At 72.5% G+C, this 23,321-nt stretch carries 25 protein-coding genes, 1 pseudogene and 1 riboswitch; of the genes and pseudogenes, 21 read left to right on the plus strand and 5 right to left on the minus strand.

Features of this window, described 5'->3' with window-relative positions:
• Window positions 1-123 precede the first annotated feature (123 nt).
• The 16 genes and pseudogenes from C8054_RS17300 to C8054_RS32810 form a co-directional block, all read left to right on the plus strand.
• Window positions 124-870 carry an SAM-dependent methyltransferase gene (locus C8054_RS17300; protein WP_107157834.1) on the plus strand — a complete coding sequence of 249 codons (747 nt, stop codon included), beginning with the start codon at window positions 124-126 and terminating at the stop codon, window positions 868-870.
• Window positions 871-957: 87 nt separating this feature from the next.
• Window positions 958-2,145 (plus strand): PP2C family protein-serine/threonine phosphatase, encoded by a 1,188-nt coding sequence (locus C8054_RS17305; RefSeq protein WP_107157835.1) that lies wholly within the window; start codon window positions 958-960, stop codon window positions 2,143-2,145.
• Between the two features lie 48 nt (window positions 2,146-2,193).
• The gene (locus tag C8054_RS17310; protein WP_107157836.1) at window positions 2,194-2,664 is read left to right on the plus strand and encodes a MarR family winged helix-turn-helix transcriptional regulator; all 471 of its coding nucleotides are present in this window, start codon (window positions 2,194-2,196) and stop codon (window positions 2,662-2,664) included.
• 297 nt (window positions 2,665-2,961) lie between these two features.
• The gene (locus tag C8054_RS17315; RefSeq protein ID WP_107157837.1) at window positions 2,962-3,597 is read left to right on the plus strand and encodes a CDP-alcohol phosphatidyltransferase family protein; all 636 of its coding nucleotides are present in this window, start codon (window positions 2,962-2,964) and stop codon (window positions 3,595-3,597) included.
• The gene (locus tag C8054_RS17320; protein ID WP_107157838.1) at window positions 3,594-4,544 is read left to right on the plus strand and encodes a DUF881 domain-containing protein; all 951 of its coding nucleotides are present in this window, start codon (window positions 3,594-3,596) and stop codon (window positions 4,542-4,544) included. Before C8054_RS17315 ends, C8054_RS17320 begins: the two co-directional genes overlap by 4 nt.
• Window positions 4,541-4,873, plus strand: coding sequence for a small basic family protein (locus C8054_RS17325; RefSeq protein ID WP_007071104.1), 333 nt, complete (start codon window positions 4,541-4,543; stop codon window positions 4,871-4,873). Before C8054_RS17320 ends, C8054_RS17325 begins: the two co-directional genes overlap by 4 nt.
• A 10-nt stretch (window positions 4,874-4,883) precedes the next feature.
• Window positions 4,884-5,816, plus strand: a complete 933-nt coding sequence (locus tag C8054_RS17330) for a DUF881 domain-containing protein (protein WP_107157908.1) — start codon at window positions 4,884-4,886, stop codon at window positions 5,814-5,816.
• A gap of 55 nt (window positions 5,817-5,871) precedes the next feature.
• Window positions 5,872-6,252, plus strand: coding sequence for a glycine cleavage system protein GcvH (gene gcvH, locus C8054_RS17335; protein WP_107157839.1), 381 nt, complete (start codon window positions 5,872-5,874; stop codon window positions 6,250-6,252).
• 218 nt (window positions 6,253-6,470) lie between these two features.
• Window positions 6,471-6,923 (plus strand): FHA domain-containing protein, encoded by a 453-nt coding sequence (locus C8054_RS17340; RefSeq protein WP_007071101.1) that lies wholly within the window; start codon window positions 6,471-6,473, stop codon window positions 6,921-6,923.
• 50 nt (window positions 6,924-6,973) lie between these two features.
• Window positions 6,974-7,678 (plus strand): MerR family transcriptional regulator, encoded by a 705-nt coding sequence (locus C8054_RS17345; RefSeq protein WP_199199805.1) that lies wholly within the window; start codon window positions 6,974-6,976, stop codon window positions 7,676-7,678.
• 215 nt (window positions 7,679-7,893) lie between these two features.
• Complete coding sequence (locus tag C8054_RS17350) at window positions 7,894-8,358, plus strand: bifunctional nuclease family protein (RefSeq protein WP_088647333.1); 465 nt, start codon at window positions 7,894-7,896, stop codon at window positions 8,356-8,358.
• 211 nt (window positions 8,359-8,569) lie between these two features.
• The gene (locus tag C8054_RS17355) at window positions 8,570-9,160 is read left to right on the plus strand and encodes a MerR family transcriptional regulator (protein WP_199199806.1); all 591 of its coding nucleotides are present in this window, start codon (window positions 8,570-8,572) and stop codon (window positions 9,158-9,160) included.
• A gap of 392 nt (window positions 9,161-9,552) precedes the next feature.
• On the plus strand, window positions 9,553-9,942 hold the full coding sequence (locus C8054_RS17360) for a group 1 truncated hemoglobin (protein ID WP_107157841.1): 390 nt from the start codon (window positions 9,553-9,555) through the stop codon (window positions 9,940-9,942).
• Between the two features lie 2 nt (window positions 9,943-9,944).
• Window positions 9,945-11,114, plus strand: a complete 1,170-nt coding sequence (locus C8054_RS17365) for a globin domain-containing protein (protein ID WP_107157842.1) — start codon at window positions 9,945-9,947, stop codon at window positions 11,112-11,114.
• Window positions 11,111-11,770, plus strand: a complete 660-nt coding sequence (locus C8054_RS17370; protein ID WP_107157843.1) for a DivIVA domain-containing protein — start codon at window positions 11,111-11,113, stop codon at window positions 11,768-11,770. Before C8054_RS17365 ends, C8054_RS17370 begins: the two co-directional genes overlap by 4 nt.
• Window positions 11,771-12,235: 465 nt before the next feature.
• Window positions 12,236-12,610, plus strand: a pseudogene (locus C8054_RS32810) (phosphatase PAP2 family protein); the annotation flags it as partial.
• 45 nt (window positions 12,611-12,655) lie between these two features.
• Here C8054_RS32810 and C8054_RS17380 read toward each other — a convergent pair.
• The 3 genes from C8054_RS17380 to C8054_RS17390 form a co-directional block, all read right to left on the minus strand.
• Window positions 12,656-13,336, minus strand: a complete 681-nt coding sequence (locus C8054_RS17380) for a response regulator transcription factor (protein ID WP_107157844.1) — start codon at window positions 13,334-13,336, stop codon at window positions 12,656-12,658.
• Between the two features lie 7 nt (window positions 13,337-13,343).
• Entirely contained in the window at window positions 13,344-14,825 is a 1,482-nt protein-coding gene (locus C8054_RS17385; RefSeq protein WP_233219685.1) for a sensor histidine kinase, read from the minus strand.
• 156 nt (window positions 14,826-14,981) lie between these two features.
• Window positions 14,982-15,638 (minus strand): NAD(P)H-binding protein, encoded by a 657-nt coding sequence (locus C8054_RS17390; protein WP_107157911.1) that lies wholly within the window; start codon window positions 15,636-15,638, stop codon window positions 14,982-14,984.
• A gap of 69 nt (window positions 15,639-15,707) precedes the next feature.
• Here C8054_RS17390 and C8054_RS17395 point away from each other — a divergent pair, with 69 nt between their 5' ends.
• Window positions 15,708-16,598 carry an NAD-dependent protein deacetylase gene (locus C8054_RS17395; RefSeq protein WP_199199807.1) on the plus strand — a complete coding sequence of 297 codons (891 nt, stop codon included), beginning with the start codon at window positions 15,708-15,710 and terminating at the stop codon, window positions 16,596-16,598.
• Window positions 16,599-16,655: 57 nt separating this feature from the next.
• Window positions 16,656-16,746: riboswitch (glycine riboswitch) on the plus strand.
• A gap of 73 nt (window positions 16,747-16,819) precedes the next feature.
• Window positions 16,820-19,642, plus strand: coding sequence for an aminomethyl-transferring glycine dehydrogenase (gene gcvP, locus C8054_RS17400; RefSeq protein WP_107157846.1), 2,823 nt, complete (start codon window positions 16,820-16,822; stop codon window positions 19,640-19,642).
• A 94-nt stretch (window positions 19,643-19,736) separates the two neighbouring features.
• Here the strand turns inward: gcvP and C8054_RS17405 are convergent, their stop codons facing one another.
• Window positions 19,737-19,937: a DUF5999 family protein gene (locus C8054_RS17405; protein ID WP_107157847.1), complete on the minus strand. Its 201-nt coding sequence runs from the start codon at window positions 19,935-19,937 to the stop codon at window positions 19,737-19,739.
• 123 nt (window positions 19,938-20,060) lie between these two features.
• Between C8054_RS17405 and C8054_RS17410 the strand changes: the two genes are divergently transcribed.
• Window positions 20,061-21,263 (plus strand): chorismate-binding protein, encoded by a 1,203-nt coding sequence (locus tag C8054_RS17410; RefSeq protein WP_107157848.1) that lies wholly within the window; start codon window positions 20,061-20,063, stop codon window positions 21,261-21,263.
• 20 nt (window positions 21,264-21,283) lie between these two features.
• Here C8054_RS17410 and pip read toward each other — a convergent pair whose 3' ends face one another.
• Window positions 21,284-22,231: a prolyl aminopeptidase gene (gene pip / locus C8054_RS17415; protein WP_107157849.1), complete on the minus strand. Its 948-nt coding sequence runs from the start codon at window positions 22,229-22,231 to the stop codon at window positions 21,284-21,286.
• 51 nt (window positions 22,232-22,282) lie between these two features.
• Between pip and C8054_RS17420 the strand changes: the two genes are divergently transcribed.
• Complete coding sequence (locus tag C8054_RS17420; RefSeq protein WP_107157850.1) at window positions 22,283-22,792, plus strand: MarR family winged helix-turn-helix transcriptional regulator; 510 nt, start codon at window positions 22,283-22,285, stop codon at window positions 22,790-22,792.
• Window positions 22,793-22,802: 10 nt separating this feature from the next.
• Window positions 22,803-23,312: a peptide deformylase gene (gene def / locus C8054_RS17425; protein ID WP_107157851.1), complete on the plus strand. Its 510-nt coding sequence runs from the start codon at window positions 22,803-22,805 to the stop codon at window positions 23,310-23,312.
• Window positions 23,313-23,321: the final 9 nt, after the last annotated feature.

The raw sequence follows: 23,321 nt of genomic DNA on the forward strand, positions 1-23,321 counted from the left end.
CGCCGGCCGCCCCGCCGGCCCGCGCCGCCAGTATCGCGGCCGGCGCGGCCCCGCCGGGGCGATACCGGGTGAGTCGACCGCTCGGTACGCTGACGCCAGCGCGCACGGGAGGGAGCCCCGTCGATGGTCGAGCCGGACCTGCCCAGCACCGCCCGCATGATCGACCACTGGCTCGGCGGCCGGGACCACCGCCCGGTGGACGTGGCCGCGGCGACCGCGTTCGAGGCGGCGTACGGGCCGTGCGCGGCGATCTTCCGCTCGTTGCGGGCCTTTCTCGGCCGCACCGTGCGGGCCGTCGCCGCCGCCGGGGTGGACGAGTTCCTCGTCTTCGGCGCGGGCGTGCCGACCCGCGGAAACGTGCACGAGGTGGCACCGGGGGCGAGCGTGCTCTACACCGACGCCGACCCGGAGACGGTCCGGCTCGGCCAGCGCCTGCTGGCCGGCAGCGACCGGGCCGGCTACGGCCACGGTGACGCCACCGACATCGGTACGCTCGATCCGGCCCAGTTGCGTCGCTTCGTGCCGAGCTGGGGGAGCGGGCCGGTCGGGGTGGTCTTCCTGGGCCTGGCCGCGTTCCTGGACGACGACACGCTCGCCCGGACGCTCGACGAGCTGTACCGGGCGGCGGCGCCGGGTAGTTGGCTGGCGATCGACTTCGACGGCACGGAACTCGCCGCGTACCCGGAGGCGCTGGCCATGATGGGGCCGGCGTTCCGGATGCGCGAACCCGGGCGGTTCCCGCCGCTGCTCGGCCGGTGGCGTCCGACGGCCGAGGGTGTGGTGCCGGTCGCGCGGTGGCGGCCGGTGGGCGAGCCGGAGCCGGTGCCGGACGCGTTCCACGGCGCGCTGGCGTGGCGACCGGCCGACTGAGCCGCCGGTCGAGGTGGCGCGTCCGGTGTCGGCCCTCCTCCGTATGATGTTTGCTCTGTAGCAATAGTCGTCATCGGAGGATGAAGCATGCCGGAGGCGTCCGGATCGGTGTCGCGTGCCCTGCGCACGGCGCCCCCCGACCAGTTGGCGGAGGCCGCTGACGCGGTGTTGCGCCACACGCTCGGCGCCACGCGTGCGGAGGTGTTCGTCGCCGACTACCGGTCCAGCGGCCTGTGGCCGGTGCTGGACCCGGAGCGCCCCGACGGCGGCCCGCTCCGCTCCCACGGGGTGGCCCAGCGCTGCTTCAGCAGCCAGGAGCCGGTGCTGGACACCGCCGACGACGGCCGGTGCCGGGCCTACCTGCCGCTGTCGGTGTGGGGCGAACGGCTCGGGGTGCTGATGGTCGAGCTGCCGACCGTGCCGGACGCGGCGACGGTGGCGGCGGCCCGGGACGCCGCCGGCGACCTGGCGGTGGCGATCCGCGCGGCCGACCGGGAGACCGACCGCTACCGCCGGGCGCGTCGCCGGGAGCGGCTCAGCATGGCCGCCGAGATGCAGTGGGACCTGCTGCCCGGGCGCAGCGTCCGGCACGGGGACGTGCTGCTGGCCGGGCAACTCGAGCCGGCGTACACGGTGGGTGGTGACCACTTCGACTGGTCCGTCGACGGGGACCGGCTCACCGTCACGGTCCTCAACGGCGCCGGCAACGGGTTGTCCGCGTCGCTGCTCACCGCCGTGACCGTCAACGCGATGCGGAACGCGCGCCGCTCCGGCGGCAGCCTGGTGGAGCAGGCGGAGCTGGCCTCGGACACGATCTTCTACCAGCACCGGGGGAGCCGGCACGTGGCCACGCTGCTGCTGGAGCTGGACGGTCGGCGGGGCGTGGTCCGGGCGGTGGACGCGGGTTCCCCGCACGTGCTGCGGCTGCGCGGCGGCCGGGTCACCCCGGTCACACTGGACCAGCAGCTGCCGCTGGGCATGTTCGCCGAGACCCGGTACGACGTGCAGGAGTTCGGCCTGGAGCCGGGCGACCGGCTCTTCGTGGTCAGCGACGGGGTGTACGCGGCGGAGCCGGACGAGCAGGAGCCCTACGGCGCGCGGGCGATGGCGCGGGCGATGCGGTCCACTCGGCTGCAGCCGGCCACCGAGGCAGTTGGTACGGTGATGCGCGAACTGCACGCGTACCATGCCGACGCGGATCTTCGCGACGACGCGGTCGTCGTCTGCCTGGACTGGCGCGGTTCCAGCCGGCCGGACGACGCCTCGCGGCGGTGACCGGGGCGGCGGGGCGAACACGAGCGGGACGATCGCAGGGGACAGCGAGTGGAGCGACCTCCGAATCTTGCCGCGGCCGTCGAGGCGGCTGCCGAGGCGCTCATCGGTGTGCTCGACTCGGCCACCTCACGGCACAACCTCAGCGTCTCGCCCACCCAGTTGCGGGTGCTGTCGCTGATCATGTCCCACCCTGACACCAACGTGAATCGGCTGGCCGAGCTGCTGGACGTGGTGCCGTCGTCGGCGAGCCGGCTCTGCGACCGGCTCGAGGCGGTCGGGTTGCTGCGCCGGGCGGCCGATCCGAGGGACCGGCGCGAGGTGCGGCTGCTGCCCACGAACGCGGCGGAGTCGCTGCTGCGCGAGTTGCAGGAGCGGCGGCACCGGGCGGTGCAGGCGGTGCTCGACCGGATGCCCAACCGGGTGCAGCACGAGTTGCTGCTGGCGTTGCTGGCGTTCGGTCAGGCGGCCACCATGACCGCGCCGCAGTCGGGTTCCGATTCCACCGCCCGCTCGGCGTGACAGCGGGTGCGCCAGCCGCAGCCGCTCACCAGTGTCCTAGGATGCCCTACGCGGTGTGACGCTGCCCACCGCCGCCACGCTGAGCAGCCACGCAGCACGGCAACCGGGAGAACGCGGGAAGCCCGATATAGTGGCAGCGCAACTGGCCGGCCCGGGGCGCTGTGACCGCGGGCCGCATCGGGGAGGTCCCAGCTCGGGATCGCAGAGGCTGCCGGCGTCTGACCGGCCGGCAACGCGCACGTTCCTCCGGCGGCCGTTCGACGGCCGCCGGACCGTGCTGCGGAGGGAGGGTGAGGGGTGTCGCGTCGGCCGGCTCCAGCGGAGCACCCGGGGAACACGGCGACGGTCGCGGCGGACCGCGTCCTCACGTTGCCGAACCTGATCAGCTTCGTCCGGCTGCTGGGCGTACCGCTGTTCCTCTACCTCTTCCTCGTGGTCCGCGCCGACGTGGTCGCCATCGTGGTGCTGGCGGTGGGCGGCACCAGCGACTGGGTGGACGGCTGGATCGCCCGGCGTCTGCAGCAGGTGAGCCGGTTGGGTGAGCTGCTGGACCCGCTTGCCGACCGGCTCTACATTCTCGCCACGCTGCTCGCGTTCACCGCCCGCGAGGTGGTCCCCTGGCAGTTCACCGCCGCGCTGTTGGCCCGGGAGCTGCTGCTGCTCGGCTCACTGGGGGTGCTTCGCCGCTACGGCTACGGCCCGCCGCCGGTGCACTACGTGGGCAAGACCGCGACGTTCCTGCTGTTGGCGGCGTTCCCGATCCTGCTGCTGGCCGACGCCACGCCGGGCGCGGCCACCGTCGCCGGGGCGATCGGCTGGGGGCTGGCCTGGTGGGGGTTGGTCCTCTACTGGGTCGCCGGGGCGATGTACGTGGTGCAGGCGCGTCGGCTGGTCCGGGCGATGCGGGCCCGGCGCGCGGGGGTGTCGGCGTGACGGCGGCGCCGCCGCGCGACGGGGAACGCGACCCGTCGGCCCGGGTGTACGCGCCGGACTTCCTGACCGAGTTGTTCCGCAATCCGTTGGATCCGGGGTACGGGGACGCGGCGGCGCGGCGCGCGGTCGGTCCGGTGTCGCGGGTGCGGCAGGTGCTGGCCCGGCCGGTGAGTCTGGTGGTCCTGGCGGTGATCGGGTTCCTGTTCGCGGTGGCGTACCGGGAGACGATGGCGGAGGAGCCGAGCCGGGCGACGGCGCGGGCCGGGTTGATCGCGGAGATCAAGCAGCGGGAGGCGGAGACCGACCGGTTGACCCAGCGGGCGGAGCAGTTGCGCGTGGAGGTCGGTCGGCAGCGGGACGCGGCGCTGAGCGGTTCGCAGGCGTCCCGGTTGCGCAATCTTGAGGCGGGGACGGGTCTGGGGCGGGTGCGGGGCGACGGTGTGGTGGTGCGGTTGGTGGACGCGCCGCGTGACAAGGACGCGGTGACGGGCGCGGAGGCGGGTCCGTCGCAGGTGCTGTACTCGGATCTGCAGAAGGTGGCGAACGGTCTGTGGGCGGCGGGTGCGGAGGCGGTGTCGATCAACGGGCAGCGGTTGACGGCGACGTCGACGATCCGGCAGGCCGGGGAGGCGATCCTGGTGGACTACCGGCCGGTGACGAGTCCGTACGAGGTGCAGGCGATCGGGCCGGGGTCGATGCGGGATCGGTTCGACGACGGTCGGGCGGCGGCGTTGATGCGTGAGGTGGCGAAGACGACGGGGTTGTCGTTCGGGGTGAAGGAGGTCGACGACCTCACCCTGTCGGCGGCTCCTGAGCCGCGGCTACGCTACGCCGAGTCGCCGGCGAGTCCGGGCCCGGTGCCGTCGGGTTCGGGTGTCGCGGGCTCGTCCAGTCCCGGGCCGTCCGGCTCGGGTGTTTCTCCCAGTCCCTCCGGAGGTGGCCGATGATCGCGGTGCTGGCGTTGCTCGCCGGGGTGGTGCTGGGGGTGTATCTGGATCCCACGGTGCCGGCGGCGTTGCAGCCGTATCTGCCGATCGCGGTGGTGGCCGCGTTGGACGCGGTGTTCGGTGGGGTGCGGGCGAAGCTGGACCGGATCTTCGACGACAAGCAGTTCGTGGTGTCGTTCATCTCGAACGTGCTGGTGGCGGGTCTGATCGTGTACCTGGGTGACCAGTTGGGGGTGGGCGGTCAGTTGTCCACCGGTGTGGTGGTCGTGCTGGGGGTGCGCATCTTCGGGAACGTGGCGGCGATCCGCCGGCACCTGTTCCGGGCGTAGGTTGGTGGGGATGAGCGAGGAACACAGGGAGACGGGTACGGGCTGGCCGCCGCCGGTGGGGCCGGGGCGGCCGTCGGGTCCGGCGGGTGAGCCGGATCCGCGTCCGGACGCGCCCGATCCGGATGAGTTGAGCCCGTTGGCGCCGGTGGAGCCCGTGGAGCCGGTGTCGCCCGCGGAGCGGGAGGACGTGCCGGCGCCGGCGGAGGAGCCGGGGGCCGGGGCGGTGCCGGATCGTGCGCCGGTGTCGCGGCGGTTGACGTCGGCGGGCGCGATGATCGCGGTGTTGCTGGCGTTGTTGGGCTTCACGCTGGTGGTGCAGTTGAAGACGACGTCGACGGATCCGACACTCGCGGCGACGCGGGAGGAGGACCTGGTGCGGATCTCGTCGGATCTGGATTCGCGGGAGCGGCGGCTGCGGCAGGACATCGAGGCGTTGGAGGAGAGCCAGCGTCAGTTGCGCTCCGGTGAGCTGGGTCGGCAGGCGGCGTTGGAGGAGGCGACGCGGCGGGCGGACGAGCTGGGCATTCTGGCGGGGACGCTGCCGGCGGTGGGGCCGGGTCTTGAGGTGCGGTTCTCGGGGCCGGAGAAGGCGATGTCGTCGACGCGGATCCTGGACGCGGTGCAGGAGTTGCGGGGTGCGGGCGCGGAGGCGATGCAGATCCAGGGCGCGGACGGCACCGCGGTGCGGATCATCGCGTCGACGTATTTCGTGGATGCGTCGGGTGGGGGTCTGGTGGTGGACGGGCGGCGGTTGAGTGGCCCGTACACGATCCTGGTGATCGGTGACCCGGCGACGATGCGTACGGCGTTGAACATTCCGGGCGGGGTGGTCTCATCGGTGCGGGACGCCGCCGGTAACGTGACGTCCGAGGATCGTGAGGTTGTGGAGGTTTCGCAGCTGCACGCGCCGATCAAGCTGGACCACGCCCGGCCGGTCTCCTGACCGGTCGCGGCCCGCGCCGGTTCGTCCGGTGCACCGATGACGAAGGACGCAGCTGGTGATTCCTGAGGATCTGCGGTACACCGCCGAGCACGAGTGGGTGGTCGGTGGTGACGGTGGTGTCGTCCGCGTCGGTATCACGCACTTCGCGCAGGATGCCCTGGGTGACATCGTGTTCGTGCAGCTGCCGGACTCCGGTGCGGTGGTGGCGGCCGGTGAGTCGCTGGGGGAGATCGAGTCGACGAAGAGCGTGTCGGAGATCTACGCGCCGTTGAGTGGCACGGTGTCGGCGCGCAACGAGGCGTTGACCGACACGCCGGAGGTGATCAACACGGATCCGTACGGCGCGGGTTGGTTGGTGGAGATCACTCCGGATGATCCGGCGGCGGTCGAGGGTCTGTTGACCGCTGACGCGTACCGCGAGCTCACCGAGAGCTGAGTTCGTGTCGTGCCGGGCGGGCGGGGTTGGTTCCGCGCGTCCGGTTGCCCTGCATTTCGGCGCTGGCTAGGCTCGCCCAGTCGACCGAGAACCAATTGTTTGAGCGTTGCGGAATGCGCCTTCCCGGGCATGGGGAGCCAGCCGCCGGGTGTGGGTTCGCCCGGCGGCCAGACCCGCCATTCCCCGACGCCGACCGAACAGATCCGTGAGGTGGTCCCATGACGCGGCCCGACGACGAGTTCCCCCCGCTCGACGTCACTTCGACGCTCAATCTCGGTTCGCTCGACGAAGTGCTGGAGGGGCCGGACACCGATGTGGTGCCGAGCCGCATGTCCGGTTCGTTGCCGCCGGGAATGGCGTTGCTGGTGGTTCGGCGGGGCCCGAATGCGGGTGCCCGGTTCCTGTTGGATCACGATGTGACGACGAGTGGTCGGCACCCGGACAGTGACATCTTCCTCGATGATGTGACGGTGTCGCGGCGGCACGCGGAGTTCCATCGGGACGGTGGCACGTTCACGGTGCGTGATGTGGGCAGCCTGAACGGCACGTATGTGAACCGTGAGCGGGTCGAGGCGGCGACGTTGAGCAACGGTGACGAGGTGCAGATCGGCAAGTTCCGGGTCGTGTTCATCGCTGGTCCGCGCCCGGAGGAGGAGGCCGGCCGGGGGTGAACGAGCCTGCGGCTTCGACGCCGTCCGGGGCGGGGCGGGCGCCTGCGCTGATGAGTATCGGCGAGGTGCTGGCGCAGTTGCGGGCGGAGTTTCCGGACGTGACGATCTCGAAGTTGCGGTTCCTGGAGGCCGAGGGCCTGGTGGAGCCGCAGCGGACGCCGGCGGGTTACCGGAAGTACGGCTGGGACGACGTGGCGCGGTTGCGGTTCGTGTTGTCCGCGCAGCGGGATCAGTATCTGCCGTTGCGGGTGATCCGGGATCAGTTGGCGCAGTGGGACGGCTCGGATGCGTCGCCGTCGGGTCGGGCGCGGCCGAATCTGGTGGCGGTCGGTCCGGGTGGTGTGGTGCCGGGTCGGGAGCCGCCGGAGCCGGTGGAGTCGCCGGAGGTGCGGCTGGGTCGGGCGGAGTTGATCTCCCGTAGCGGGGTCGACGAGTCGACGTTGGTCGAGTTGGAGCGGCTCGGTGTGCTGGTGTCGGATCCACCGGGGTGGTACGACGGGGATGCGTTGATCATCGCGAGTGCGGTGGCGGGGTTGGCGGCGTACGGCTTCCAGCCGCGGCATCTGCGGGCGTACCGGTCGGCGGCGGATCGGGAGGTCGGCCTGTTCGCGCAGTTGGTGGCGCCGTTGGCGCGGCAGAGTGATCCGGCGGCGCGGGCGCGGGCGGCGGAGACGGCGCGGGAGTTGATGGCGTTGTCGCAGCAGTTGCACGCGGCGTTGGTGCGGGTGGGGCTGCGGTCGACGTTGGGTCGGTGAGGTTGTCGGTGGGGGTCGGGTGCCGGTGGGTGCCCGACCCCTTTCGTCGTGGGTGGGCGCGGAAAGATCGGCGGGGATGGGCGTGTCGTAGGCTTGCCGGGGTAAGCCCGTCTGTCGAGGCGTGGTGCACGTAGCGCGTGGGACTCTCGTGTCCTGGTCCGTGTACCGTGCAGGGAAGGGCGCGGTGCGCAGGTGACGACGACACGGAGGCGGCGGTGCGCGAGCTGAGCGTGGTCGGAGTTCGGGTGGAGTTGCCGAGCAACCAGCCGATCGTCCTGCTGCGGGAGGTCGAGGGGGACCGCTATCTGCCGATCTGGATCGGTGCGGTCGAGGCGACGGCCATTGCTTACGAGCAGCAAGGGGTCAAGCCGGCGCGGCCGTTGACGCATGATCTTCTGCGGGATGTGTTGGCGGCGTTGCAGGCGCCGTTGCGGGCGGTGGAGATCACCGAGTTGAAGGAGAACGTCTTCTACGCGGATCTGCTGCTGGGTGACGGGGTGCGGGTGTCGGCGCGGCCGAGTGACTCCATCGCGTTGGCGTTGCGGGTGGGTGCGCCGATTCGTTGTGCGGAGCAGGTCCTGAGTGAGGCGGGGATCGTGATTCCGGACGAGCAGGAGGACGAGGTGGAGAAGTTCCGGGAGTTCCTGGAGCAGGTGCGGCCGGAGGATTTCGCGGGCTGACTGATGGCCGGCCCGGGTGGCCGGGGTGCGCGGCGGTGGTTGTCACGGTGGTGGCGGCTGGCCGCCGTGTGTGCTGTCGTGGGTTGGTGGCGCGGCGTGTCGGGGTTCTCCTGCCGGTGTTGTCGGCTGTCCGGCGTTAGGGTTGCCGTGTCGAGGGGTGCGCGTACGGGGAAGTCGACGTGTCGCCGCACGGGCGGGGAGGTTGGTCCGGATGCACGAGCCGCGGGATCCTGGTCCGAGTTCGGAGCAGCAGGCGGGTGTGGGGCCCGAGTCGTTCGGTGACGGCGAGGTGGGTTACCGGGGTGTGACCGCGTGTTCGGCGGTGGGCATCAGTTACCGGCAGTTGGACTACTGGGCGCGGACGTCGCTGGTGGTGCCGAGTGTGCGGGACGCGTCGGGTTCGGGGACGTCCCGGTTGTATTCGTTCCGCGATCTGGTGGTGTTGAAGGTCGTGAAGCGGTTGTTGGACGCGGGGGTGTCGTTGCAGAACATCCGTCGGGCGATCGAGGCGTTGCGGTCGCGTGGGGTGGATGATCTGGCGGGCATCACGTTGATCTCCGATGGGACGACGGTGTACGAGTGCCGGTCGCCGGAGGAGGTGGTCGACCTGTTGCAGGGTGGCCAGGGCGTGTTCGGCATCGCGATCGGTGGGGCGTTCAAGGAGATCCAGGGTTCGTTGTCACATCTGCCGGCGGAGCCGGTGGGTGGGTCGGGTCGGGAGGTTCCGGTGGAGCCGGAGCCGGAGGTGGATTCGGTGGGGGACGAGTTGGCGGCGCGTCGTGCGCGGCGTCGTGCCGGGTGATTCGTCGGCGTTTCGGTTTTGGGATCGCGTCGTGGCTTTTCGGCCCGGCGCGATCTTTCGTTTGGTGACGGTGGGTGAGTCTGCTGGGTGGGGTGGGGCGGGTTCGGTGGTGGGTGGGGTGTGCGCAGGTCGCGATCGGTAGCGGTGTGGTGTCCGAAAGAGACCGTGGGTTTTCCGGTGGGTGGGTCGGTGGGCGCCCTGGGGCGGTTTTGTTGACTGTCCGTAGTTGAGGGTTGTCGGGATGGGGTTGGGGCAGGCGTGAACGGTGGCGGCCGGCGCGCTATGGTCCGTCACTGTCGTCGACGCGTCGATGTCACGGTGCGTGTTGTCGTGTCGACCGGTGTTGTCCGTGCCGCGGCGTCGCCGCGGGGCCCCTTGTGGAAGGACCGAGCATGACGGTGACGAATGAGGCCACCCCGATCTCCCATTACGACCGCATCGGTGGTGCGGCGGCGGTGAAGGCGGCGGTGGAGCTGTTCTACGACCGGGTGTTGGCGGATCGGGAGTTGGCCGGCTACTTCGCCGACGTGGACATGATGGCGCAGCGGCGGCATCTGGCGTTGATGTTGGCGGTGGTGCTGGGTGGGCCGGACGAGTACGCGGGTCGGGGGTTGGCGGAGGCGCATCAGCCGTTGGGTATTCCGGGGGCGCACTACGCGAGGGTCGGTGAGCACCTGAGCGCGACGCTTGTGGAGTTGGGTGTGCCGGCGGAGGTGATCGCCGACGTGCAGGTGGTGTTGGGTCAGGTGCGGGGTCAGATCGTGTCGGCGGGGAACGCCTGAGCGTGGACGTGGATCGGCTCAGGCAGAGCTGGTCGGTGGTCGCCGGGCACGGTGACCAGGTGCCGCTCTATTTCTATTCGACGTTGTTCCTGGCGCATCCGGAGATCCGGCAGATGTTCGGCACGAACATGGCGGGGCAGCGGGACCGGTTGGTGTCGGCGTTGGGGCACGTCGTGTCGCACGTGGACCAGGTGGATCGGTTGGTCGGTTTCCTGCGGCAGCTGGGCGCGGATCACCGTAAGTTCGCGGTGCGTGCCGAGCATTACCCGGCGGTCGGTGAGGCGCTGGTGGAGACGCTGCGGCATTTCTGCGGTGACGGATGGTCCGAGGAGCTGGCGGCCGACTGGGCGGCGGCGTACGGGTTGGTGTCGCGGGTGATGACGGAGGCCGCGCAGGCGGCGGAGGCGCATTCGCCGCCGTGGTGGGTGGCGGAGGTGTTGACCCATGAGCAGCGCACGTTCGACGTGGCGGTGTTGACGGTGCGGCCGCAGTATCTGTTGCCGTTCGTGCCGGGGCAATCGATCGGGGTGTCGCATCCGGCGGTGCGGTCGTGGCGGTACTACTCGCCGGCGAACGCGCCGCGCGCGGACGGCACGGTGGAGTTGCACGTGCGGGCGGCGCCGGGTGGCGCGGTGTCGTCGCGGCTGGTGTACGGGTGCGCGGTGGGTGATCAGATCCATTTGGCGGCGCCGGTGGGGGACGGGTTGACGTTGCGGTCGGCCGGGTCGTCGGATCTGCTGCTGTTGGCCGGTGGGACCGGTTGGGCGCCGGTGAAGGCGTTGGTGGAGCAGGTCGCGGCGGAGGGGTCGGGCCGGCGGGTGGACCTGTATGTGGGGGCGCGGTCGAGGTTGGAGTTCTACGACAGCGAGGCGATCGACAAGGTGGCCGCGTCGTGTCCGTGGTTGCGGGTGTCGTACGTGGCGGGGTCGGATCCGGTGCGGCCGGGTGAGCCGGCGCGGGTGGTGGACCGGGTGTTGGCCGACGGGGACTGGCGGTCGCGGCACGTGTACGTGTGCGGGTCCGACGAGATGGTGGGCCAGTCGGTGGCGGCGTTGACGGGGGCCGGTTACCGGTCGGGTCAGGTGCACCACGAGGGTTTCGGCAAGCAGTGGTACGGGCCGGCGTGGCGTGCCGCCTCGGCCGCCGACGAGTCCACGGAGATGGTCCGATGAGTGCGACCCCGATCAGTGGTTACGACGCGCAGCAGGTGTCCGGGTCGGTGCGGGCGCGGTTGACCTCGGACCGGGTGCGGCGGTGGGAGTTCGGGTCGGCGGCGTTCACCAGGCGCGGCTACGAGCAGGCCGATGTGGACCGGTTCCGGGTGCAGGTGGCCGACGAGTTGGATCTGCTGGCTGTCCAGGTGGCGAATCTGCGGGCGGAGAACGAGCGGCTCAACGACCATCTGGAGTTGCATCGGCACGGGGTGATTCCGAGCGCGGAGGCGCCGGTGCGGCCGGCGGCGAAGGAGGTGAATCTGCTGTCGGCGGCGCAGCGGGAGGCGGAGCAGATCATCGCGCAGGCGCACGACTATGCCCGTCGGGTCGCCGAGTACGCCCGAACGCAGTATGAGAGTTATCTGCGGGCGGCGGCGGAGGAGGCGAAGCAGGAGGCCGAGCGGGCGGTGATGGAGTACCGCCGGGCCGCCGGTGGTGAGGTGGACGATTCGGTGGCGACGCGGGAGGCGTTGCGGATCTTCGGCGAGATGATGATGTCGCACATGCGGGCGGCGGCCCGGCATCTCGACGACGGCAGTGAGCAGTTGGCGCGGACGATGGAGCGTCTCACGCGGGAGGCGCCGCAGCCGGCGTTGCCGCGTCCCCAGCGGTGAGCGCCGGTTCGGCCCGCCGTGCTGGTGGGTGGGCCGAACCGGTGGTCCGGGACCGCGGGGTGCCTGAGGCGACGGTGCGCCGCGTGGGGGTCGCCGCGTTGGTTGCCCGTGCAGTGGTCAACCCTGACGATCGTCGGGGGTGCGTGGTTGCCGTTCGGGTCGGGTTCGCGGCTGGTTCCGCTTCTACGGTCGGCCCCCATGAGACGAGGAAAACGGGCAACCGGCGGGGCTGGCTGGATGGTGGCCGCCGCGGTGGGCGTGCTGGGCGCGGGTGCGGCGGCGGTCGCCTGGCTTTCTCCGGGCGGGTTGGGCCGGGCCGGGCCGGTGCGGGTCACCGGCGGTGTGTCGGTGTCCGGTTACCGGGTGGTCGTCGGGGCGGCGGCGGGTGTGCCCTCGTGGTTCGGTCCGGTGTTGGAGGTGGCTACCGAGGGCGCGGTGGTGTTGCTCGGCATGCTGCTGGTCGGGATGTGGTGCACGGCGCTGCACCGCCGGGACGTGCGAGGGGTTGCCGGGACCGTGCTGACCGGTTCAGGCACCGTGGTGGCGTACGCGGTCAGTGAGGCGGTCAAGCTGGTGGTGGATGAGGAACGGCCATGCCGTGCGTTGCGCACGGGCGTCGAGCTGATCGCCGACTGTCCCGGGAGCGGGGACTGGTCCTTCCCGAGTAACCACGCCACCTTGGCTGCGGGGTTGGCGGTGGGGCTGGCGGTGCTGTGGCCGCGCCTTGCCGCGCTCACGGTGCCGCTGGCCGGGGCGGCCGCGTTGTTGCGCGTGCTGGTGGGGGTGCACTACCCACACGATGTCCTGGCCGGTGCGCTGCTCGGTGGCGCGGTGGTGGGGGCTGTCCTGCTGGCGTTCCTGCCGCCGGCCCAGCAGGGGGTGTGGTTACTGCTGCGCAGGTGGTGGGACAGCGATGCCCGCTTCGTGGGCGACCACCGCGGCTGCGGCCCGGTTCTCCACACCGAGTCTGGCCAGGATGGAACTGACGTGCGCCTTGACGGTTCCTTCGACCACGTGCAGCTGTCGGGCGATCTGCCCGTTGGACAGCCCGCCGCCGAGGAAGGCCAGCACTTGTTGTTCTCGGGGACTGAGGGTGTCGACCCGGTCACGGGCGGCGGAGCGTCGGGTGGCCAGGGTGTCCGCGCCCGTCGCGGCGAGGTGCGCGACGACGCGGGCGGCGACTTTCGGTGACAGGTAGGCGGCGCCGTCGGCCACCGCGCGTACGCCGGTGATCAGTTCTTCGGGCTCGCCGGATTTGATCAGGAAGCCGGCGGCGCCGCCACCGAGCGCCCGCAGGATGTAGTCGTCCTCCCCGAACGTGGTCAGAATGATCACGCGGGTGGCCGGCACGGTCCTGCGGAGTTCCGCCATCGCGTCGATGCCGTTCATTCCGGGCATGCGGATGTCGAGGACGGCCACTGCGGGTCGGTGTCGCCGCGCCAGCTCGACGACGTGGTGTCCGTCGCCGGCCTCGCCGACGACGTCGATGTCGGCAGCGGTGGTGAGAACCGCGCGTAGCCCGGCACGGATCATCGGCTCGTCGTCGGCGAGCAGTACGCGGATCATCGGCGGGTCACGAGGTGACCGGGTCCCGAGACACCAGCACGTTGTCGCGGAAGCAGAGCCGGTAGGCGTCGCCGGAGTGGTCGTCGAAGCGATCGGCTGTCATCGCGTAGTACTCGCATCTCACCCCGTCGCCGGTCGGCTCGGTGGTCAGCGGTCGGTGACGCGTCTGTCGGCGCGGCAGGACACGTTCCACCTCGGCACGATCCTGCCCGATGCGCAGGCGGGTGTAGTCGCCGGGATCCAGGACCGCCTGCGTCGCGGACAGCGTCTCCCAGGCCGCCAGCGCGCCGCTCAGCAGCCCACCGGTGATCAGCGGGATCATCACCGCGAGCACCAGGGACCGGCCGACCTGCCGTCGGGCCCGGCGGTGCTCCTGCGGTAGCGCGCGGTCGGTCCGGGAGGTCACCGGCGGTGGCGTGGGGGTGTGTGGGATCCGCGCGGTGACGGTGAAACCTCCGTGGTGGGGGCCGTACTCGATGGTGCCGCCGAGCACCCGCACCCGTTCGGTGAGGCCGAGCAGGCCACGCCCGCCGCCGTGGGGGCGGGGGGCCGGCACGTCGACCGGTGGCGGTGGCGGGCCGTTCTCCACCACGATTGTCGTCTCGGTCGCCGCGTGCGTCACGGAGATCGTCGCCGTCGCCGCGGGCGCGTGTTTGGCCACGTTGGTCAGCGCTTCCTGCGCGATCCGGTGCACGGCGCGTTCGGCCATCGGCGGTAGGTTGCCCGCCGGTCCGTCAATCCGCAACGTCACCGCCAGTCCGGATGCGGAAGCCGCGGCCGTCAGCGACGCGAGATCGGGCCCGTCGACGTCCACCGGGGCGCTCTCGGTCTGTTCGCGCAGGACGCCGATCACCTCGCCGAGGTGGTCCACCGCGGCTGCGGCCCGGGCCCTGAGGTCTGCGGCGGCCTCGCGGTGGTGATCTTCGAGGCCCGGCGCCAGTTTCAACGCGCCGGCGGACAACGCGATCAGGCTGAGGTCGTGACCGAGCAGATCGTGCATGTCCTGGGCGATCCGGGCGCGCTCGCGCAGCCGAGCCTGCTCGGCGATCAGATGCTGTTCGTGCTGTGCCTGCTCGGCCCGTTCCCAGCCGGCTCGGGTCAGTTCCTGACACTGGCGCCAGAATCGGCCCGCGAACCATGGTGTCATCGTGGCGGCGACGAACACGATCAGGAACCGGCTCGCCAGCGGCAGCCAGCCGGGCACGACGGAGAACACCGCCACACCGGCGGAGAGCACCGCCACCAGCGCGAGGCCCGTGGGACCTGTGCGGCCCGGGCGCCGTCCGGCCAGGAACGCGGTGACCACGGCCGGCGTCAACCACCACGCGCTCACCATGCTCAGAGCGGCGAACCCGACCGCAGCCCCGATCAGCAGACATGCCGGGTCGCGAGCCCGTGCGGTGGCGGTCGTTGCGGCTGCCACCGGTGCGGTCGGTGGGTGGGGCGCCGAGCAGCACGTCGCCGCGGCCTTGATCGTCGCGCGCGTCACCGGAACGACGGTACGGGCCGTGGGTGCCGCGCGACACTGCCGAAAGACAACATCAGCGGATGCGCGAGACGCGGCGTGTCACCGGTGCGGGGGGTTCGTGGCAGCGGGCGCGGTCCGGGATGATCTCGGAGGCGGGTGGCGGGAGGAGGGTCGGAGTCAGCCGGCGAGCGCGTCGACGGCGTCGGCGGCGGGGGTGTCGCCGGCGACGAGTTCGAGGGTGTGCCCGGCGGTGCCGGGAGTTTCCAGCAGCGCCAGGAGGACGCGGGCGACGTCGGCGCGGCTGATCGCGCCGGGTGGGACGTGTCGGGCGAGGGTGATCCTGCCGGCGGGTTCGTCGTCGGTGAGCCGGCCGGGCCGTAGCACGGTGACGTCGAGGTCGCGGCCGGTGACGTCGTCCTCGGCGGCTTTCTTGGCCCGCAGGTAGGCGGCCCAGACGTCGTCGGTGTCGGGGGTGGGTGGGTCGTCGACGCCCATGGAGGAGACGAGCAGGTAGCGGCGGACGCCGGCGCGCACTGCGGCGTCGGCGAGCAGCACGGCGGCGCCGCGGTCGACGGTGTCCTTGCGGTCGGCGCCGCTGCCGGGGCCGGCGCCGGCGGCGAACACCACCGCGTCCGCGTCGGCGAGGTGCCGGGCGAGCGTGTCGGCGTCGGTGTGTTCCAGGTCGCACACGACCGGTTCGGCGCCGGCGGCGCGCAGCGCGGCGGCGTGGTCGGGGTTGCGGACCAGCCCGAGCGGGGTGTCGCCGCGTCCGGCGAGGTCGCGTTCGAGCAGCTTGGCGATCTTTCCGTGGCCTCCGGCGATGACGACGCGCATGTGCTCAACGTAGCCCGCCGGTGGTCGCCGCGCCGGGCGACCGGCGTGGTTGATCATCAGGTTGGCGGCATGATCCGGCGCGGGGTGGGCGGGTGGGGGTGCGCGAGGCAGCATGGTGGGGTGAGTGATGCGTTCGAGGGGTTGGCGCGGCTGCTGGCCGGCGGGGGTGTGGTGGTGCTCAGCGGCGCCGGCCTGTCCACCGAGTCGGGCATCCCGGACTATCGGGGGCCCAGCGGCGCGGCGCGGCGGCACACCCCGATGACCTACCAGGCGTTCACCCGGGATCCGCAGGCGCGGCGACGCTACTGGGCGCGCAGCCACCTCGGGTGGCGGACCATCGCGCGGGCGGCGCCCAACGACGGGCACCGGGCGGTGGCCCGGTTGCAGCACGCGGGGCTGCTCGACGGCATCATCACGCAGAACGTCGACGGGTTGCACACCGCGGCCGGCGCGACCGGTGTGATCGAGTTGCACGGCCGGCTCGACGAGGTGACGTGCCTGGGCTGCGGGAACCTGACCGGCCGGGACGAGCTGCACCGGCGGTTGACCGAGGCGAACCCGGGGTTCGACGTGCGGGTGGCGCGCGTGAACCCCGACGGTGACGTGGAACTGCCGGACGAGGCGGTGGCCGGGTTCCGGGTCGTCGACTGCGGGGTGTGTGGCGGGGGCATGCTGAAACCGGATGTGGTGTTCTTCGGTGAGACGGTGCCGGCGCCGCGGGTGGCGGACTGTTTCGCGCTGGTGGAGGGGGCCCGGGCGGTGCTGGTGCTGGGGTCGTCGTTGACGGTGATGTCGGGGCGGCGGTTCGTGTTGCGGGCGGCGAAGCGGGGTATTCCGGTGGCGATCGTCAACCAGGGCGTCACCCGCGGCGACGGGTACGCGGCGGTGCGGTTGGACGCGCCGTTGGGCGCCACGTTGACCGCGTTGGCCGCCGGGTTCGCCGAGCCGGCGGCGGTGTGAGCACACCCTGGGACATGAGCCGGAAACACGGCCGCTGGTAGCGTGGGGGGTGCCGGTACCACCCACGTGGGAGAGACCGTCGACCCGACGGCGCCGAAGGGGCAGATTCTCCCCGGAACCTCTCAGGCAAAAGGACCACGTGGGCAGGCGCTGTGGAGCGCGTCAGCGTGACTCAGGGGGAGGCCGACCCGTCGACCTCGCCCCCACAAGGAGCGCCGCGCATGACCGCTGAGCAGTTCGCCGACCGGCACATCGGCCCCGGCCCGGACGACGAGCGCCGCATGTTGGAGGCCGTCGGCTACGGTTCCGTGGACGAGCTGATGGACGCCGCGATCCCCGAGGTGATCCGCTGGCACGGCACGCTGGACCTGCCGGCGCCGGCGTCGGAGCGGGAGGCCCTGGCCGAGCTGCGCGCGCTCGCGGCCCGCAACACGGTGGCCGTGTCGATGATCGGCCTGGGCTACCACGGCACGCACACCCCGGCGGTGATCCGCCGCAACGTGCTGGAGAACCCGGCCTGGTACACCGCGTACACGCCGTATCAGCCGGAGATCAGCCAGGGGCGGCTGGAGGCGTTGCTGAACTTCCAGACCATGGTGACCGACCTGACCGGGCTGGCCACCGCGAACGCGTCGATGCTCGACGAGGGCACCGCCGCGGCGGAGGCGATGACGCTCGCGCGCCGCGCGTCGAAGAGCCGGAGCCCGGTGTACGTGGTGGACGCCGACGCGTTGCCGCAGACCGTCGCGGTGATCGCCAGTCGCGCCGAGCCGCTCGGTATCGAGGTGCGGGTCGTCGACGTCGACGTCGAGGAGTTGCCGGCGGAGTTCTTCGGCCTGCACCTGCAGTACCCGGGCGCGTCCGGGGCGGTCCGGGACCACGCTCCGCTGGTCGAGGCGGCGCACGCGGTGGGCGCGTTGGTGACCGTCGCGGCGGACCTGTTGGCGTTGACGCTGCTGCGCCCGCCGGGGGAGATCGGCGCGGACATCGCCGCCGGCACCACCCAGCGGTTCGGGGTGCCGATGGGGTTCGGTGGGCCGCACGCCGGCTACCTGGCGGTGCGCGCCGGTCTGGAGCGGATGTTGCCGGGCCGTCTGGTGGGGGTGTCGCGCGACGCCGACGGCAATGCCGCCTACCGGTTGGCGTTGCAGACCCGTGAGCAGCACATCCGGCGGGAGAAGGCGACCAGCAACATCTGCACCGCGCAGGTGTTGCTGGCGGTGATGGCCGGCATGTACGCGGTGTACCACGGCCCGGACGGGTTGCGGGCGATCGCCCGGCGTACGCGTGGGGCGGCGGCGCGGTTGGCGGCCGGGCTGCGCGCCGGCGGCGTCGATGTCGCGGACGTGGCGTTCTTCGACACCGTCACCGCGACGGTGCCGGGTCGGGCCGCGCAGGTGGTGGCCGCGGCGGCGGCGCGCAACGTGAACCTGCGGCTGGTCGACGCCGACCGGGTGGGGGTGTCGTGCGACGAGACGACCACCGACGCGCATCTGCGGGCGGTGTGGGCGGCGTTCGGCGTCGACGGTGTCGACGGTGACGTGGACGTGGCGTTGCCCGACGGGTTGGCCCGCACCGGTGACGTGCTCACCCATCCGGTGTTCCGCAGTCACCACTCGGAGACGGCGATGCTGCGGTACCTGCGGCGGCTGGCCGATTTCGACTACGCCCTGGACCGGGGCATGATCCCGTTGGGGTCGTGCACGATGAAGCTCAACGCCACCACCGAGATGGAGCCGGTCACCTGGCCGGAGTTCGCGCACCTGCACCCGTTCGCGCCGGACGCGCAGACCGCCGGCTACCGGGAGTTGATCGCCCAGTTGGAGGGTTGGCTGGCGGAGGTGACCGGCTACGACGCGGTCAGCGTGCAGCCCAACGCCGGGTCGCAGGGGGAGTTGGCCGGCCTGTTGGCGATCCGCGCGTACCACCGGGACCGGGGCGAGGGGCACCGGGACGTGTGCCTGATCCCGTCGTCGGCGCACGGCACGAACGCGGCGTCGGCGGTGATGGCCGGCATGCGGGTGGTCGTGGTGGGCTGCGACGCCGACGGCAACGTCGACCTCGTCGACCTCGACGCGAAGATCGACAAGCATCGGGACGCGCTGGCGGCGATCATGGTGACGTACCCGTCGACGCACGGCGTGTACGAGACGGGCATCGCGCAGTTGTGCGCGAAGGTCCACGACGCCGGCGGTCAGGTGTACGTCGACGGGGCGAACCTCAACGCGCTTGTCGGGTTCGCCAAGCCGGGGCGCTTCGGCGCGGACGTGTCGCACCTGAACCTGCACAAGACGTTCTGCATTCCGCACGGTGGTGGTGGGCCGGGGGTGGGTCCGGTGGCGGTGCGGGCGCACCTGGCGCCGTTCCTGCCCGGTGACCCGGTCGGCGCGCCCGTCGACGGCCGGCCGGCGATCTCCGCGGCCCGGTACGGGTCGGCGGGGATCCTGCCGATCCCGTGGGCGTATCTGCGGATGATGGGCGCCGACGGGTTGGCGCGGGCCACCGCGGTGGCGGTGCTCGCGGCGAACTACGTGGCGGTGCGGCTGCGGGAGCACTTCCCGGTGCTGTACGCCGGCAACAAGGGCCTGGTGGCGCACGAGTGCATCCTGGACCTGCGGCCGGTGACGAAGGCGACCGGGGTGAGCGTCGACGACGTCGCGAAGCGGCTGATCGACTACGGTTTCCACGCGCCGACGATGTCGTTCCCGGTGGCGGGCACGTTGATGGTGGAGCCGACCGAGAGTGAGGACCTGGCCGAGCTGGACCGGTTCTGCGACGCGATGATCGCCATCCGGGCGGAGATCGACAAGGTCGGGTCGGGGGACTGGCCGGCGGGGGACAACCCCCTCGCGAACGCGCCGCACACCGCGGCGATGGTGTCCGACGACGAGTGGCCGCACCCGTACCCGCGGTCGGTGGGCGCCTATCCGGGGGCGGTGGACCGGGCGGGGAAGTACTGGCCGCCGGTGCGGCGCGTGGACGGCGCGTACGGGGACCGGAACCTGGTCTGTTCGTGTCCCGCGCCGGAGGCGTTCGAGGACTGAGGGCGGGCACGCCGGGGCGGTGGTGGATCGCCGCCCCGGCCGGCGCGTCGACGGGCGTCGTCGGCGCGTACGCTCACTGACGCTGCGTGATTGCTCAGGCGACGAGGGCGTGGCGGGCCGGTCCCCGGTGCGGGGCGATGGTCCGCCCGTCGGGGAGCAGCTCACCGGTGTCCTCGAAGATGATGACGCCGTTGCAGAGCAGGCTCCAGCCCTGCTCAGGGAAGCAGGCGAGGACGCGGGCGGCCTCGCGGTCGGTCGCGTCGGCGGAGGGGCAGGTGGGCTGGTGCTGACACATCGGGTTCTCCGGACTGTGGGGGCACTGTGTCATGGTTCACATGACCAGTGACGCACAGTACCAAGCTCAACCGCGCAACACCGAGCAAGGTCGTGGCTTGTTCACCCAGAATCGGCTGAACGGATGAGGCGGAACGGTCCGGACGGCGTGGAAGCGCTCCCACACGTGTCGGTCGCGGTGCCCGGCGCGCCGCCCGCCTGCCGGTCCCGGCTGGTCGAGACCGCCCGGTTGCAGTGGCGCCTCGACGACGGCGGCGACCCCGCCGACCTGGCGCAACGCTTCCTCACCGCGCACGGCGTCGACGTCGACGACCTGTCGCGGCCCGGCCGGCACACCGCCGACGGGCCGTGCGGGGCGGCGCTGTTCCTGTCCGCCGCCGCCGGCGCCTACGCCGTCGGCGCGCCGACCGGCGCGCCCACGCCCGTGCCGGCGCTGCCCGACCTGGTCGTGGTCGTCTACCACCACGGCGAGCGCCCGCACCGGCCACCGCCGCCGGCCGGCTGGCGGCCGGGGGACTGGCGGCTCGGGGACTGGCGCGACAGCTGGACGCCGGCCGCGCACGCCGCCGCCGTCGAGTCGGTGCGCGCCGCCATCGCCCGCGGCGACGTCTACCAGGTCAACCTCGTCGGGCACGCCGCCGCCGACTACACCGGCGACCCGCGCCCGGCGCTGCGCCGCCTCGCCGCGCTGCCCGGCGCCCGCTACGGCGGCGCCCTCACCGGGCCCGGCTGGGCGCTGGGCTGCGCCTCCCCGGAGACGCTCGTCGCGACCGAACACGGTCGGCTGGTCACCCGACCGATCAAGGGCACCCGCGCGGCCACCGCCGCCGGCCGCCGCGACCTGCTCGCCTCCGCCAAGGAACGCGCCGAACACATCATGATCGTCGACCTGGAACGCAACGACCTGGCCCGGGTGGCCCGCACCGGCTCCGTCCGGGTCGACGAGCTGTTCGCCGTACGCCGCTGGTGCGACCTGTGGCAGGCCGAGTCGACGGTCTCCGCGGCGCCCGCCGACGGCTTGGGCCTGGCCGACCTGCTGCGCGCGGTCTGCCCCGGCGGGTCGGTCACCGGCGCGCCGAAGCACGCCGCGCTCGCGGAGGTGGCCGCACGCGAGCCGGTCGGACGCGGCGCCGGCATGGGCGCGTTGGGCTGGGTCGGGCCGGAGCGGCTCGACCTGGGCCTGACCATCCGCACCGCCGCCGCCGACGCCCACCGGCTGCACCTGTGGGCCGGCGGCGGCATCACCTGGGACAGCGACCCCGCCGCCGAGGTCGCCGAGGCCGCCGCGAAGGCCGCCCCGGTCCGCGCGCTGCTGGCCGCCGGCTGACCCGCGCGGCCCTGGTGGCCTCAGGCGGCGGCGAACGCGTCCAGGGCGGCCACCACCCGCTCGCCGACGCCGTGGCCGCGGCCGTGCCCGCCGGACTCGACGATCTCCATCCGGGCGTCCGGCCAGTCCCGGGTCAACCGCCACGCGATGTCCGGCGGGCCGCTGACGTCGAGGCGGCCCTGCACGAGCACCCCCGGGATCCCGGCGAGCCGGCCGGCGTCGCGCAACAACTGGCCGTCCGGCACGAATCCCAGGTTCGCGAAGTGGTGGGTGACCAGCCGGGTGAACCCGTACCGGAACACCGGGTCGGCGTAGCGCAGGCTCGGCGCGTACCCGCCGGCAAGGGAGACGTGCACGTCCTCCCAGTCGCACCAGTCGCGCGCCGCCCGCTCCCGCACCGCCGGGTCCGGGTCGTTGACCAGCCGGGCGTACGCGGCGGCCAGGTCGCCGTCCCGCTCGGCCTCGGGCACCCCGTCGCGGAACCGCGCCCACTCCTGCGGGAACACCCGACCCATGTCCCGGGTCACCCACTCGATCTCACGGCGGGTGTTGGCCACCACGCTGAACAGCACCAGCGCGGTGACCCGCCCCGGGTGCGCCTGCGCGTACGCCAACGACAGCGCCGAGCCCCACGACGCGCCGCACAGCAGCCACCGGTCCACGCCCAGGTGCGCGCGCAGCGCCTCCATGTCGGCCACCAGGTGGCCGGTGGTGTTCACCGACAGGTCGGTCGCCGGGTCGGCGGCCGACGGGGTGCTGCGACCGCAGCCGCGCTGGTCGAACAGCACGACCCGGTAGGCGGCCGGGTCGAACAGCCGCCGCCACGACGCGTCGGCGCCCGAGCCGGGACCGCCGTGCACCACAAGCGCCGGCCGGCCGGCCGGGTTGCCGCAGGTCTCCCAGTAGACGCGCTGGCCGTCGCCGACGTCCAGGTGACCCGACGCGTACGGCTCGATCGGTGGATACATGTCCCAGGTCCTCCCCGCACCAGAAACAACAGCGCTGTTACATTAGCGGATGTGACCGCCCCCCACCGCGACGCCCTCGGCACCCTGCTGCGCCACGTCCTGGACCTGCTCGACGGCGACGTCGCCGCCGTCCACGACCGACTCGGCCTCACCGACTACCGGACCCGCTACTCACCCCTGGTGCGCGTCCTGGTCACCGACGGGCCACTACCCATCCGCGACCTCGCCGCCCGCGTCGGCGTCACCCACTCCGCCGCCAGCCAGACCGTCGCCGGCATGCGCCGCGCCGGCCTGGTCACCCTCACCCCCGGCGCCGACGCCCGCCACCGCATCGTCACTCTCACCGACCGGGCCCGCACACTGCTGCCCGCCGTCGAAGCCGAATGGGCCGCCACCACCGCCGCCATCCGCCAGCTCGACACCGAACTGCCCGTACCCCTCGCCGACGAGCTGTACGCCGTGCTCACCGCCCTGCGCCGCCGCCCACTACGCGACCGCATCGCCGACACCGGCCTGCTCCCACCAGCGGGTGGGAGCCCCGCACCGGTAAGCAACCGATAGCCTTCCGGGCATGACTATGCGCCCGATCCGGATCATCGGCGACCCCGTCCTGCGCACCCCCAGCGAACCCGTCACCACCTTCGACGCCGAACTACGCGCCCTCGTCGCCGACCTGATGGACACCCTGCTCGGCGCCCCCGGTCGCGCCGGCGTCGCCGCCCCCCAGATCGGTGTCAACACCCAGGTCTTCGTCTACGACGCCGACGGCCACCGCGGCCACCTCGTCAACCCCACCCTGGAACTGTCCGACGACCTCCAGGACGACGACGAGGGCTGCCTGTCCATCCCCGGCCTCCACTTCCCGACCCCCCGCGCGCTGCACGCCACCGCCCACGGCTACGACCAGCACGGCGAACCCCTCACCATCACCGGCAGCGGCTTCCTCGCCCGCGCCCTGCAACACGAAACCGACCACCTGCGCGGCCGCCTCTACGTCGACACCCTGCGCGGCGACACCCGCCGCCGCGCCCTCCGGGAGATCCGCGCCGGCCGCTTCGACTCACCCAGCCGAGGCCGCTGACACCCCGGC

It is taken from the genome of Micromonospora sp. RP3T (assembly GCF_003027925.1).
GTDB lineage: Bacteria > Actinomycetota > Actinomycetes > Mycobacteriales > Micromonosporaceae > Micromonospora.